Here is a 13476-nt window from a genome sequence, read left to right as displayed (position 1 = left end):
TCAACACCAGCCGGGACGGAACCTGCCCGGTCGCCCGAGAGCGTAGGGTTGCGCTGGCTTGGTTCTCGCTCAACGCGTCGTGCGCGCTTGGCTCTTGCAACGCACGACATATACCTTACCCGATCGTGTGGGCGGTCTTTCGCCCTGAAAAGGAGACCAGGTGAGACGTACAGCAATGCTCGGTGCGGCCGGCGGTGTGCTCACCGGGGCGCTGATAGCGGGCGCCCTGGCCACGCCCATGGCCAGCGCAAAGGCGCGTACGCCGGGGGGAGCGGCGGAGGCGCGCGGCGTGCGGATCGCCGCGGCCAGGGCCGCCGCGACGGGCATCGACTGGCAGGACTGCCCGGCCGACTGGGCTCTGGAGAAGCCCATACAGTGCGGCTATGTGACGGTCCCGCTCGACTACGCCAAGCCGTACGGCCGCACCATCAAGCTCGCCGTGGACCGGATCGGCAACACCGGGAGCGCCACCGAGCGCCAGGGTGCGCTGATCTACAACCCGGGCGGGCCCGGCGGCTCCGGTTTGAAGTTCCCGCGCCGGGTCACCACCAAGAACCCGCTGTGGACGAAGACCTCGAAGGCGTACGACTTCGTCGGCTTCGACCCGCGCGGGGTCGGCCACTCCGCCGCCATCTCCTGCGTCGACCCGCAGGAGTACGTCAAGGCGCCGAAGGCGGACCCGGTGCCGGACAGCGAGGCGGACAAGCGCGCACAGCGCAAGCTCGCCAAGGAGTACGCGCAGGGCTGCGCGGAGCGCAGCGGCTGGATGCTGCCGTACATGACGACGCCCAACACGGCTCGTGACATCGACGTCATCCGGGCGGCGCTCGGCGAGAAGAAGCTCAACTACCTCGGCGTGTCCTACGGCACCTACATCGGCGGCGTGTACGCGACGCTCTTCCCGACGCATGTGCGCCGCATGATCGTCGACAGTGTGGTCAACCCGTCGCGGGAGAAGATCTGGTACCAGGCCAACCTGGACCAGGACGTCGCCTTCGAGACGCGCTGGAAGGACTGGACGGCGTGGGTCGCCAAGAACGACGCGACCTACCACATCGGCGACACGCCGGAGAAGGTCCAGAAGCAGTGGGAGACGCTGCGCGCGGCCGCCAAGAAGCACCCGATCGGCGGCGTCGTCGGCCCGGCCGAGCTGGTGGGCTTCTTCCAGAGCGCGCCGTACTACGACTCCTCGTGGGCCCCGGTCGCCGCGGTGTGGAGCGCCTATCTCGCCGGTGACGAGAAGCAGCTGGTCGAGGCGGCGGGCCCGGATCTGTCCGACACCGCGGGCAACATCGCCTCGGAGAACGGCAACGCCGTCTACACGGCGGTGGAGTGCGCGGACGCCAAGTGGCCGACCAGCTGGCGCACCTGGGACCGGGACAACACCCGGCTGCACACGGACTACCCGTTCATGACCTGGGCGAACGCCTGGATGAACCTGCCGTGTGCCACCTGGGACGCCCCGCAGCAGAACCCGATCGAGGTCGGCGCGGACAAGGGTCTGCCCAAGACGCTCATCGTGCAGAGCACACGCGACGCCGCCACCCCTTACGACGGCGCGGTCGAGCTGCACAAGCGACTGAAGGGCTCGCGCCTGATCACCGAGAAGGACGCGGGTTCGCACGGGGTCACCGGCCTGGTCAACTCCTGCATCAACGACCGGGTGGACGCCTATCTGCTGAACGGCACGGTGGACGCCGCGGACGTGACGTGCGGTCCGCACGCCACGCCCGTCCCGGCCGCCGCCAAGTAGCCGGAGCGAGCTGGGGCCGGGCCCCGTTCTGTGGGTGCGTACGCACCCGCGGGGCGGGGCCCGGCGCCGTCAGGCCGCGAATGCCGTGTCGAACGCGGCGCGTGTCGGCGAGTCCGTACGGCGGTCGAGCACGGCGAAGACGACGCGCTCGAACCGCCCGGCGAAGCGCCCGGGGGCCACCAGATGGGCGCGGAACGCCTCGGCCACCGCCGCCGGGTCGTTCCGGAACACCCCGCACCCCCAGGCGCCGAGCACCAGATGGCGGTATCCGTGCGCGACGGCCACCTCCAGCACCCGCTCGGCGCGCGAGGCCAGCGCCTCGGGGAGGCGCGAGGTGTCCATGCCCCGTTGCGCGATGACCCCGGCGTTCGGCGCGGCCGAGGTCAGGAAGCCGACCGCGTACCAGGCGTCGAGCAACGCGCCCCGGTCGTCGCGGAAGACCGGGACACCGGGGGAGTGGATGACCCGATCGCTGTAGAAGGGGCTCGGGTCGGCCCGGTGCGCCGCGTAGAAGTCCGGTGCGGTGCGCAGGCACGCGTACAGCGCCGAGGCCCGGCACAGCGCCTCCTCCTGCGCCTGGGCGCCGTTCAGATAGCCGCCGCCGGGGTTGCGGGCGGAGGCGAAGTTCAGCACCGCGACCGGGCCGTCGACCCCGGCTACGAGCCTCCGTGCGGCCTCCAGGCTGCTCTCCCCGGTCACCTCGAACCGCGTGTCGCGGTCCGGCTGTTCACCGTGTCCCAGCGCCTCGTCGGCTACGCGGGCGATCTCCTCGGCGAGGGCCGAGCCGCGCCGGCTCGCCACCGTGTGCACCGGCTCGTAGAGACGCGTGCCCTCGATCGCACGGTCGATGTGCTCGGCGAGCCGGACTTCGTGTCCGCTCGGTGCCGTGTAGCCGCCCTCGGCGACGATCCGCTCCGTCTCACGGGCGATCGCGCGCAACCGCCCGCTCATCCACGTACCTCCGCGTCATCTTTGTCCATCGGGCGCCCGAGGCTACCGGCCGCGGTGATCGCGACGCGACGGAATTACCGCCCGCCCCGCCCGCTCTCGGCCAGCCACGCATCTTCCGTGGCGTAGTCGAAGAGATCGCGCGGCGGCGCGTAGGCGATGGCCATGAGCGGGAACGCCAGGGTCCAGTCCCGGCCGTCCGCCAGCTGACGGGCCGTCCACTCCACCGTCTCCGGCAGCGATTCGACATACCCGGTCGCCGCCCGATAGCCCAGCTCGCGCTCCGCCGCCGACATGTCCAGCACCACTGGCCGGGGCGTGCTCCAGGGGGTCTGTCCCAGGCCCGGGCGCGGCGGCTCGCCGTCGATCGTGATCAGCTCGCTGGTGGCCCCCATCGCCGCGTCCACCGCGGCCGCGATCTCGGCGACCGTCGGCGCCTGGGGGTCGCCCGCGTTGAGCGCCCGGGACCCGGGCCTGCGGGCGGCCAGGCGGATCAGCTCGGCGAGGTTGTCCACATGCACCGGGTGGAACCGGCTCGCGCCCCCGTGGGCGAGGATCCGCACCGGCCGCCCGTCGAGCACCCGCTTGATGAAGTACGCCTCGCGGGGCAGGGGGCTGTACGGGCCGTGGATCGCCCCGGCGCGCAGCAGCGTGGCCGGCAGCCGGTCCCCGGCGCCCAGCAGCTCTTGCTCCAGCGCGACCTTGGCCGTGCTGTAGGTGTCCTCGCCCGGCGGGACGGTCGGGTGCGACTCGGGGATCGGCACGGGAAACTCCGGGAAGCCGTCCGGCTCGTCCTGGGTTTCGAAGCTACGGCCCCGCTCGTCCCGGTAGACGGCGCAGCTGGAGATCACCACCGCCGAGCCGATCCGGTCCGCGAGGCCGAGCAACTGCCCGGCGTGGCGCGCTCCGTAGGCCACACAGTCGAGCAGCACATCGCAGCCGTCTCCGAGGGCCGCGGCCAGCGCGGCGTCGTCCTCCCGGTCCACGGTCACGGTCCGTACGTCCTCGGGCCATCGCTCGTCGCGGGCGCCGTGCCGCGAGGCCGCCCGCACCTGCCAGCCGTCGGCGGCGAGCGCGCGCACCGCCGCCCGACCGATCTGTCCCGTCGCCCCGATCACGAATGCGGTTCCGTTGCTCATACGCGGACGCTACGAGCTCTCCGGCGGCCCTGCCCAGCCCGTTCGCCCTGCGCTGATCCGCTCTGGGCGCAACGGCCGCCGGTCAGAAAGAGTTCGATGAAGCAATGAAAATGAAAGAACGTGATCGAGTCTTGAGCTATTTCAATTCATACTTCAGTGCATTTTCGAGAAAAACGCATATTCGTCTCGGCATCTGGCGAAAGCGCTATGCTCCTTGGCTCATAGCGAGCTCTTCGCCCGCGGTTTCCCGCGTCGTTCTCTCCTCTGTTGTCTCCGCCTTTCTTAAGGACGCCCATGGTTTTTGCCGGCTCGTCACCCGGAGGCCGACGGCCCGCCTCCGCGCTCGTATGGCTGATCTCTCCCGCCGCGACGGCCCTTGCCGCCGCACTGGCCGTGGCCTGGGTCCCCACCGGGGCGCGGGCGGCGGTCGCCTGGTGCGGCCTGGCGGCGACGCTGGCGGTGGCCGTGGCGGCGGCGGAGGCGGTGCGCCGCGGGCGCGCCATCGCGGCCCTGCGGCTGAAGGCCGCCGAGCGCGAGGCCGTGCTGCGACAGCGCCTGGTCGACCAGGAGGTGGAGACCAGACGGCTGGCCAAGGAAGTGCTCCCCGCGGCCGTGGACCGGCTGCGGCGCGGCGCGGAGCCCGTCGACGTGATGAAGGACATCGACCACGCGCCCTGCCTCGACCCGGACTTCGAGTCCGCGCACCGGGCGGTCCTGTGGGAGATGCTGCAGACCGTACGGTTCGAGGAGGACTTGAGGGACGCCGCACAGCGGGCCTTCGTCAACATCGCCCGCCGCGTCCAGGCCATCACCCACCAGCAGGCATACGACGTGCGGGAGATGGAGGACAAGCACGGCGCCGACTACGAGATGTACCACGATCTCCTCCACCTCGATCATGGAAACGCGCTGATCGGCAGGTTGGCCGACAGCATCTCCGTACTCGGCGACTCCCACGCGGGGCGTCAGTGGCGGGACCCGATCCCGCTGTACAACGTCTGCCGCGGCGCCATCTCGCGGATCCTGGAGTACCCGCGGGTCGAACTGCACTCGGTGGCGGACGTCGGCATCGTCGGCCCGGGCGTCGAGCCGCTGATCCACGCCATGGCCGAACTGCTGGACAACGCCACCCGCTACTCACCGCCGAAGACCCGGGTGCATCTGACCGCGGTCGAGGTCCAGTCCGGGGTCGCCGTCGAAATCGAGGACGCCGGGGTGGGCCTGACGGACGAAGCCCGCAAGCGCATCGAGCTGACGCTGGCCCAGGCCTCGACCGGACTCGACCTCAACGATCTGGGCGAGACGCCGCGCCTGGGGCTCTCGGTAGTCGGCAGACTCGCCCACAAGCACCGCTTCCAGTTCTCGCTGCGCCCCTCCGCGTATGGCGGCGTCCGCGCGGTCCTGGTCGTACCGCAGAGCATCATCTGCACCACCCCCGCGCCCGGTGGCCTGATCGCCCGCGCCGCCAAGCTGCCCCCGCCCAAGCCCGTGACCCGGGCGAAGCCCAACCCGCCCGCCGGCTGGACGCCCAGCCCGACGTCGGCGCGCACCGGCACTCCGCCCGACTTCGGCCGCGTCGCGGCGCCGCCCACCATGCCGCACAACGCGGTCGGGATGCCGCCGCAGAACGCGGGCGGAGTGCCGCCGCAGAACACGGCCGGACTGCCACAGCGCCGCCGTCGGATGCCCCACGTCACCCGGTCAGTCCGGGTCGGGAACGGCGCCGAGCCCGCGCGCCCGGCTCCCCCGGTGCAGGAAAAGCCGCCCGTGGAGCCGGGATTGTGGCTGGGCCCGTTCTTCAAGGGCATTTCCGGTGCGGCCGACAACACCGAATCCGGCCGTCCGCCGCACGGTGATCAATCGTCGAACATCTCGCATGAGTCGGATAAGGGTGAATAGGCAAGTGACGCAACCGCGGTACAACATGGACTGGATGCTCCGGGACCTGGCGAAGAGCGTTCCGCAGACCCACTACGTGGTGCTCCTCTCCTCGGACGGTCTGTGCATGGCAAAGATGGGCGCCGACGAGGAAACCGCCGAACGGCTGGCCGCCGCCTGTGCGGGGCTGCAAAGCCTCTCGGGGGCGATCGCCGCCGAACTCCCCGAGGGCGACGGGCGGATGAAACTGGTCGCCATTGAGGTCGACTGCGGATTCTTCTATCTGATGGCGGCGGGCGCCGGGGCGTATCTGGCGGTGCTGGCCGACGACACCGTGGACGCCGGGCTCATGGGCCAGTGCATGCGAGACCTGGTGGCCCGGGTCGGCGGACACCTCAGCAGCCCACCACGCGTCGACGGGCGGAGCGCATGAGCGAACCTCGGGGGCGCCGTGCCGACGGTGTCCCCGACCGGCTGTACTCCTTCGCCGACGACCGCCCGCACCGGTCCGGGCGGTCGGACGTCGAACTGGTCACCTTGGTCGTGGCGCGGGCCGAGCCGGAGCCGGGGATGCGCCCCGAGTGCGCGTCCGTCCTGCGGATGTGTCAGTTCCCGCTGTCCGTCGCCGAGATCTCCGCGTATCTGGCCCTGCCCGTCTCGTCGGTCACCCTGCTGCTCACGGATCTGCTCAGGGACGAGCAGGTGGAAACCCGGGCGCCGGTCCCCGTCGCCGCGCTGCCCGACCCCGAACTCCTCCAAGCGGTGATGCATGGACTACAGAAGCTCTGAAGCGTTCGCCGGCTCTGAAGCGTTCGCCGGCTGTGAATCGCTCGCCGGCTCTGGAGCGCTCGTCGGACCGCGCAGCGAGGACACCCTGCCGTCCTCGGTGAGCGCGGCGGTCAAGGTGGTGATCGTCGGGGGGTTCGGCGTCGGCAAGACGACGATGGTCGGCTCGGTGAGCGAGATCCGGCCGCTGACCACCGAGGAGACCATGACCCAGGCCGGGGTCGGCGTGGACGACATCGCCGGGGTGGAGCGCAAGACCGAGACCACCGTGGCGATGGACTTCGGCCGGATCAGCCTGAACGACCAACTGGTGCTCTATCTGTTCGGCACGCCCGGCCAGGAGCGCTTCTGGTTTCTTTGGGACGGCCTGTTCGAGGGTGCCCTGGGCGCCGTCGTGCTCATCGACACCCGGCGCCTGGAGGTCAGCTTCGACGCCGTCGGGCGGCTGGAGGAGCGCGCCGTGCCCTTCGTCGTCGCGATCAACGCCTTCCCGCACGCCCCCGTCCACCCCATGTCCGAGCTGCGCGCCGCGATGGACCTGCCCGACTCCGTTCCCATGGTCGACTGCGACGCCCGGGACCGCGGGTCCAGCCGCGACACCCTGCTGACCCTTGTGCGCTATCTGCACTCCCTCACCACCGTGACCCCGGAGACCCCGTGACCCCTCCCCCTGACCACCCCGGCACGGACCACCTCGGCGCCGCGCCTCCCCCCGGATGCCCCGCCCACGCCGCCATTCGCTCCGGCACCGCGGGGGATCTCTTCGGGCCCGAGCACGAAGCCGACCCGAAGGGCTTCTATGAGTGGCTGCGCGCCGAGCACGGCGCGGTGGCCCCCGTACGGCTGGCCGGCGATCTGCCCGCGTGGCTGCTGCTGGGCTACCGGGAGAACCTGGAAGTGGCCCGTACCCCCTCCCGCTTCTCCCGCGACTCCCGTCACTGGGGCGACTGGCGCGAGGGCCGGGTCGCCCCAGACTCGCCGCTGCTGCCGGTGGTCGGCTGGCAGCCCATGTGCACCTTCGCCGACGGCGCCGAGCACGAGCGGCTGCGCGCGGCGCTCACCGAGAGCATGAACCGCTTCGACCGGCGCGGGATGCGCCGCGCGGTCACCCGGTTCACCCATCAGTTGGTCGACGAGTTCGCCGCCGACGGGCACGCCGAGCTGGTGACCGGATTCACCGAGCAGCTGCCCATGCTGGTGCTCACCCATCTGCTCGGCATGCCCGACGAGTACGGCCCGCGTCTGGTCGAGGCCACCCGGGACCTGATGCAGGGCACGGAGACGGCCCTCAACAGCGACGCGTACGTCACCGAGGCCCTGGAGAACCTGGTGGCGCGCAAACGCGCCGAACCCGGCTCGGACCTGGCCTCCTGGCTGCTTGAGCACCCCTCCGGGCTGACCGAGGAGGAGGTCGTCCAGCATCTGCGGCTGGTGCTGCTCACCGGCAACGAGACCACCACCAACCTGATGACCAACACGCTGCGGATGGTGCTCACCGACCCGCGCTTCCGCGCCACCCTGGCCGGCGGCCATATGACGCTGCCGGACGCCATCGAGCATGTGCTGTGGAACGAACCGCCGCTCGCCGTGATCCCCGGCCGCTGGGCGACCGGCGATACGGAGCTGGGCGGACGGCAGATCAGGGCCGGGGACATGCTGCTGCTCGGCCTGGCCGCCGGAAACGTCGACCCCGCCGTCCGCCCCGACATCGCGGCACCCATGTACGGCAACCGCTCGCATCTCTCCTTCAGCGGCGGGCCGCATGAATGCCCCGGCCAGGACATCGGCCGCGCCATCACCGACACCGGCATCGACACCCTGCTGCTGCGCCTGCCCGATCTGCGGCTCGCGGTCCCGGAGACCGAGCTGAGCTGGACGGCCTCATGGATCTCCCGCCACCTGGTGTCGCTGCCCGCCGAGTTCACGCCGCGCGGGGGCGATTCGGACACCCTGGAGACCGAGACGGGCCTGCTGGCACCGGACTTCCCGGCCCGCTCCGCGCCCCAGCCGGACGCCTCGGATCAGTCGAAGGCATTGGACCGGCTGGATGCGGCGGACCGGCCGGATGGATCGGACCAGCCGCCCGCGCGGCGCTCCCGGCGCCGGTCGCGGTGGCGGTCCCTGTGGCGCCGGCTCAGGCCCGGGCCACGACCACCCCGACGGTGAGCAGGCCGAGCACCACCCAGCCGAACCAGAGCCATCCATTGCTGCCGAGGGCCACCGAGTACGCGGTCACCAGGACCAGGCCCCCCACCGTGCACGCTGTCATCGCCTTCGCAGATCCGGGCATTCCCCGCAACCTCCTTGCGACTGGGGTGTCAGCCCCAACGGCCAGGAGGACATGGTCGTACGGAACCGCCCTCACCGCTAGACGCTGGACGGCGTCGGCGGTGAGGGCGGTGGGATGGCCGGGTGGCGAGAAGTGGTCAGCGGCCGCGGGTCTGGAGCGAGGCCAGATAGGCGTTGTACGCCGCGAGCTCCTGGTCGCCGTCCCGGTCCGCCACACGGTCCGCGCGCCGTGCCTGGCGCTGGTCGGACTTGTACCACTGGGCGAGCAGCGCCACCAGGACGATCACCGAGGGGATCTCGCTGAAGGCCCAGGCGATACCGCCCGCCGCCGTCTGGTCGGACAGCGCGTCGATGCCGAGTGAGGCGGGCGGGTGCTCGTACGTGCCGATCATGGGCTCGCTCGCCATCATCAGGGCGATCCCGAAGAAGGCGTGGAAGGGCATGCCCGCGAAGAGCTCCAGCATCCGCATCACATAGCCCGGCCGGTGCGGGCCCGGGTCCACGCCCATGATGGGCCAGAAGAAGAACAGGCCCACCAGCAGGAAGTGGGACATCATCGCGATATGCCCGGCCTTGCTCTCCATGAGGAAGTCGAAGAGCGGGGTGAAGTAGAGCGCGTAGAGGCTCGCGATGAACATCGGGATCGTGAACGCCGGGTGGCTGACGATCCGCATATAGCGGCTGTGCAACAGCGCGACCAGCAGCTCCCTGGCCCCCTTGCGGCCGCGCGCCGCCGTCGGCAGGGCCCGCAGGGTCAGCGTCACCGGGGCACCGAGCAGCAGCAGGATCGGGGAGACCATGCTGATGACCATGTGCTGGACCATGTGCACGCTGAACATGACCATGCCGTAGTCATTGAGCTTGGTGCACATCACCAGCGCGATGGTGAGAACGCCCAGCACGAACGGAACGGTCCGGCCCACAGGCCAGCGGTCGCCGCGCCGCATCAGCCGCGCCACGCCCCAGCCGTACAGGGCGAGCGCCACCGCACAGCCGACCAGGAAGAACGTGTCCCCGCCGAACTCCAGCCCTCGCGCCAGCGTGAACGGCGGCAGATCCATGGGCATGCCGTGCCCGCCGTGATCCATGTGTTGATCTCCTGGTCAGCGCCTCTTTGCGCCTGAACCGGCGCCGCTTTCGCGGACGTGGTCGCTCGCCGTGGTGGTGGCGCAATTGATGGTCCCGGCGTCAACCCCAGTTCTCGGCTGACGCGGTACTCAGAGTACGCACTCGGCCTCGGCGTACCGCTCCGCGGGTACCGTTTTGAGGTGTTCGACGGCCTCGGCGAGCGGCACCAGCGTGATGTCCGTGCCGCGCAGCGCCGTCATCTGTCCGAAGTCGCCGCGGTGCACGGCCTCGACCGCGTGCCAGCCGAACCGGGTGGCCAGCACCCGGTCGTACGCCGTCGGCGTGCCGCCCCGCTGGACATGGCCCAGGATCACCGGCCGCGCCTCCTTCTCCAGGCGCCGCTCCAGCTCGACGGCGAGCTGCCGGGCCACCCCGGCGAACCGCTCATGGCCGTAGACGTCCGTGCCGCCCGCCTCGAAGGCCATGGTGCCCTCGTGCGGCTTGGCGCCCTCGGCCACGACCACGATGGCGAACTTCTTGCCCGCCTCGAAGCGCGCCCCGACGACCTTGGTCAGCTCGTCGATGTGGAAGGGGCGCTCCGGCACCACGATCGCGTGGGCGCCCGCGGCCATACCGGAGTGCAGCGCGATCCAGCCGGTGTGCCGCCCCATGACCTCGACGATCAGCACCCGCTGATGCGATTCGGCGGTGGTCTTCAGCCGGTCCAGGGCCTCGGTGGCCACCCCGACCGCCGTATCGAAGCCGAAGGTCACATCGGTGGACGCGATGTCGTTGTCGATCGTCTTGGGGACGCCGACGATCGGCAGCCCGGAGTCCGACAGCAGCCGGGCCGCCTTGAGCGTGCCCTCGCCGCCGATCGGGATGATCGCGTCCAGGCCGAGCTCGGCGACATGCCCCTTGGCGCGCTCCACGCCCTCGCGCAGCCGCGTGGGCTGCACCCGGGTGGAGCCGAGGATGGTGCCCCCGAGCGCCAGGATGCCGCCCACGGCGTCCAGGTCGAGCTTCCGGTAGTCGCACTCCAGCAGGCCCTTCCAGCCGTCCTGGAAGCCGATCACCTCGTCGCCGTGGTCGACGACCGCGCGGTGCACGATGGACCTGATCACAGCGTTCAGGCCGGGGCAGTCGCCGCCGGATGTGAGCACACCAATGCGCATGGCCCTGATACCTCTGCAGTGTGGGCTGACGGCCGGACCGCGGTGTCCGGCGGGACCCCGCCACCCTACAAGCGAGGGGGGTGGCGGGTCCGTGGCCTGTCCGCCATGCGGGCGGCTGGTGCGACCCCGGGGGCGGCTAACGCCCGGCGACCCCGGGGCGGCTGGGGCTCGGTTACGCGGTGGCCTGGGTGGCCGCCGCGATCCGCTCGTTGCGCAGCGCCTCGTACCACTGGTCGTTCACCGGCGGCAGCGCGTTCACATCCAGCGCCAGCTTGAGCAGCAGGTCCGCGATATGCGGGTTGCGCGCCATCACCGGGCCGTGCATGTAGGTGCCGAAGACGGTGTCGTTGTACGCGCCCTCGGTGCCGTCGCCCGTGCCGTTGCCGTTGCCGAACCGGACGCGCGCGAAGGGGCGCGCGCTCGGGCCGAGGTGGGTGACGCCCTGGTGGTTCTCGAAGCCGGTCAGCGGCGGCAGCCCCAGCCGGTCGTCGATATCGCCCAGCACATCGCCGACGCAGCGCTCGCCCTCGCCGCGGGTGCTGACCACATCGAGCAGCCCCAGGCCCGGCTCGCGCTGTCCCAGGTCGTTGATGAACTCGTGCCCCAGGATCTGGTAGCCCGCGCACACCGAGAACACGATGGCGCCATTGGACACCGCGCGGTTCAGCCCGCCGTCGCGGCGCAGCCGCTCGGCCGCCAGCCGCTGCGGCCGGTCCTCGCCGCCGCCGACCAGATAGATGTCACCGGAGGTCGGGATCTGCTGGTCAGAGCGGACGTCGAGGCGGGAGACGTCCAGCCCGCGCTGGCGCGCCCGGCGCTCCACCACCAGCGCGTTCCCCTGGTCTCCGTACGTGCTCAGCAGGTCCGGGTAGACCCACACCAGACGCAGGCTGTTCTGGTTCATCCGTCGCAATTCCGTATGCCCTTTTCGCTCGTGCGGACTCGGTCGTGCGGACTCAGTTGCCCACGCGGCGGCGCAGGTCCTGGAACGCGGTGTAGTTGGCGATCGCCTCGATCCGGCCGGGCGGGGCGATCTGTACGGCCTCGTCCACGGTCTGGCAGACCCGGAAGTCCAGCCCGGCGACCTCCAGCCGCACCGCCAGGTCCAGCTTGCGGTCGCCGATCACACAGATCGGATGCCCGGCGAGCCGGGTGTAGTCCACGTCCCACAGCCAGGAGGTGTCGGTGCCGTCCGCGCCGCGGGCGTTCACCGACAGGATCACCGGGGTGGGCGGCGGGTCGATCAGGGAGAAGGTCTCCAGCCAGCCGGCGGGGTTCTTGGCCAGCAGCAGCCGCAGCTGGCGCTCCTGGAAGGTGACCACGTCGTACCGTCCGGCGACCGCCTGGACCTGGTACATCCGCTCCAGCGCCACCTGCGGCGGCACCCCGAAGGTCGCCGCGACGGCCGCCGAGGTGGCGGCGTTGGCCTTGTTGGCGCGGCCGGGGAGCTGGAGGTGGATCGGCCAGGCCGAGCCGTGCGGGTCCAGCACGTAGTCGCCGTTGAGCGCCCAGGTGGGGACGGGGCGGCGGAAGCCGCAGTCGGCGCAGACCCAGTCGTCGCCGGGGCGCTGCAGCACACCGCCGCAGGACGGGCAGGACCAGGCGTCGTCCTTCCACTCCTGGCCCGCCGCGACCCAGACCACATTGGGCGAGGAGGAGGCGGCCCAGACGATCAGCGGATCGTCCGCGTTGGCGATCACCACGGCCTTGGTGCCGCTCAGTCCCTCACGCCACTTCTCTGCCAGCATGCGCGTCTCGGCGGCCCGGTCGAGCTGGTCGCGCGAGAGGTTGAGCAGCGCGATGGCCTTGGGCTCCGTATCGCGCGCCACACCGGCGAGGTACTTCTCGTCGACCTCGATCACGCCGTAGCGGGCGTCGGAGCCGCCGGCGAGGGCCGAGGTGATACCGGCGGGCATATTGGCGCCGAGCGCGTTGGAGACGACCGGTCCGGCCGCTCGCAGCGCCTCGGCGATGAGCCGGGTGGTCGTGGTCTTGCCGTTGGTCGCCGACACCAGGATCACGTCCAGGTGCCGCGCCAGCCTGCCCAGCAGCTCGGGGTCGAGCCGCAGGGCCACCTTGCCGCCGATCACCGATCCACTGCCGCGGCCCGCCGCCCGCGACACCGCTGCCGCGGCCTTGCCCGCCGTCACGGCCAGCTTGGCCCGCGGCGACAGCGGCTCCGAGTTGCCTGCCATCGTCTTCGTCCTCCTCGCATACCGGCGCCGCTCTTGCCCCCTGAGGCGCCGGTGGTACGTTCCCCTCCGCGCCGAATCGCCAGCCGGGAGGCCACGGTCGGGGATCAGCCTATCGAGATCCGGGCGCTCTCCCGAATCTCACCCGCGTAACGCGGGACCGTCTCCCCGATCTCTGCGGGCCCGTGACGCCTGGCCCGCGCCCCGGATACCGCCGGCAGGTGCCCCGCGTCGGCTTGTCGGGGACC

The 13476-nt window shown here is 71.2% G+C and carries 13 protein-coding genes; 6 read left to right on the top strand and 7 right to left on the bottom strand.

The features are described 5' to 3' along the window. Positions 1-175 precede the first annotated feature (175 nt). Positions 176-1753 carry an alpha/beta hydrolase gene (locus ACH4U7_RS43435; RefSeq protein WP_398533414.1) on the top strand — a complete coding sequence of 526 codons (1578 nt, stop codon included), beginning with the start codon at positions 176-178 and terminating at the stop codon, positions 1751-1753. Positions 1754-1822: 69 nt separating this feature from the next. Here the strand turns inward: ACH4U7_RS43435 and ACH4U7_RS43430 are convergent, their stop codons facing one another. Together ACH4U7_RS43430 and ACH4U7_RS43425 are read right to left on the bottom strand one after the other, a co-directional pair. Then, positions 1823-2704 carry a TIGR02452 family protein gene (locus tag ACH4U7_RS43430; RefSeq protein ID WP_398533291.1) on the bottom strand — a complete coding sequence of 294 codons (882 nt, stop codon included), beginning with the start codon at positions 2702-2704 and terminating at the stop codon, positions 1823-1825. 74 nt (positions 2705-2778) lie between these two features. Further along, on the bottom strand, positions 2779-3840 hold the full coding sequence (locus ACH4U7_RS43425; RefSeq protein ID WP_398533290.1) for an NAD-dependent epimerase/dehydratase family protein: 1062 nt from the start codon (positions 3838-3840) through the stop codon (positions 2779-2781). Between the two features lie 294 nt (positions 3841-4134). Here ACH4U7_RS43425 and ACH4U7_RS43420 point away from each other — a divergent pair, with 294 nt between their 5' ends. The 5 genes from ACH4U7_RS43420 to ACH4U7_RS43400 are packed head-to-tail and all read left to right on the top strand — an operon-like array spanning position 4135 to position 8670. After that, positions 4135-5739: an ATP-binding protein gene (locus tag ACH4U7_RS43420; protein WP_398533289.1), complete on the top strand. Its 1605-nt coding sequence runs from the start codon at positions 4135-4137 to the stop codon at positions 5737-5739. Between the two features lie 25 nt (positions 5740-5764). Beyond that, positions 5765-6151 carry a roadblock/LC7 domain-containing protein gene (locus ACH4U7_RS43415; protein ID WP_398533413.1) on the top strand — a complete coding sequence of 129 codons (387 nt, stop codon included), beginning with the start codon at positions 5765-5767 and terminating at the stop codon, positions 6149-6151. Next, positions 6148-6507: a DUF742 domain-containing protein gene (locus tag ACH4U7_RS43410; RefSeq protein ID WP_398533288.1), complete on the top strand. Its 360-nt coding sequence runs from the start codon at positions 6148-6150 to the stop codon at positions 6505-6507. The genes ACH4U7_RS43415 and ACH4U7_RS43410 overlap by 4 nt, the downstream gene beginning before the upstream one ends. Then, positions 6488-7165: a GTP-binding protein gene (locus ACH4U7_RS43405; protein ID WP_398533287.1), complete on the top strand. Its 678-nt coding sequence runs from the start codon at positions 6488-6490 to the stop codon at positions 7163-7165. Before ACH4U7_RS43410 ends, ACH4U7_RS43405 begins: the two co-directional genes overlap by 20 nt. Beyond that, complete coding sequence (locus ACH4U7_RS43400; RefSeq protein ID WP_398533286.1) at positions 7162-8670, top strand: cytochrome P450; 1509 nt, start codon at positions 7162-7164, stop codon at positions 8668-8670. The genes ACH4U7_RS43405 and ACH4U7_RS43400 overlap by 4 nt, the downstream gene beginning before the upstream one ends. Here the strand turns inward: ACH4U7_RS43400 and ACH4U7_RS43395 are convergent. The 5 genes from ACH4U7_RS43395 to ACH4U7_RS43375 all read right to left on the bottom strand — a co-directional run bounded on the left by ACH4U7_RS43395 (position 8639) and on the right by ACH4U7_RS43375 (position 13231). Next, positions 8639-8794 carry a hypothetical protein gene (locus tag ACH4U7_RS43395; RefSeq protein WP_043488071.1) on the bottom strand — a complete coding sequence of 52 codons (156 nt, stop codon included), beginning with the start codon at positions 8792-8794 and terminating at the stop codon, positions 8639-8641. The two genes, ACH4U7_RS43400 and ACH4U7_RS43395, sit on opposite strands and share 32 nt — an antisense overlap. A gap of 136 nt (positions 8795-8930) precedes the next feature. Continuing rightward, positions 8931-9881, bottom strand: coding sequence for a cytochrome c oxidase assembly protein (locus ACH4U7_RS43390; RefSeq protein WP_398533285.1), 951 nt, complete (start codon positions 9879-9881; stop codon positions 8931-8933). A 129-nt stretch (positions 9882-10010) separates the two neighbouring features. Further along, on the bottom strand, positions 10011-11036 hold the full coding sequence (locus tag ACH4U7_RS43385) for a 6-phosphofructokinase (protein WP_385616192.1): 1026 nt from the start codon (positions 11034-11036) through the stop codon (positions 10011-10013). Positions 11037-11208: 172 nt separating this feature from the next. After that, positions 11209-11940, bottom strand: a complete 732-nt coding sequence (locus ACH4U7_RS43380; RefSeq protein ID WP_398533284.1) for a type 1 glutamine amidotransferase — start codon at positions 11938-11940, stop codon at positions 11209-11211. 52 nt (positions 11941-11992) lie between these two features. Next, positions 11993-13231: a MurT ligase domain-containing protein gene (locus ACH4U7_RS43375; protein ID WP_385616188.1), complete on the bottom strand. Its 1239-nt coding sequence runs from the start codon at positions 13229-13231 to the stop codon at positions 11993-11995. Between the last annotated feature and the right edge of the window lie 245 nt (positions 13232-13476).

The organism is Streptomyces sp. NPDC020845, from assembly GCF_044334165.1.
Classification (GTDB): Bacteria; Actinomycetota; Actinomycetes; order Streptomycetales; family Streptomycetaceae; genus Streptomyces.
This window is presented reverse-complemented; position numbering and strand designations above follow the sequence as displayed.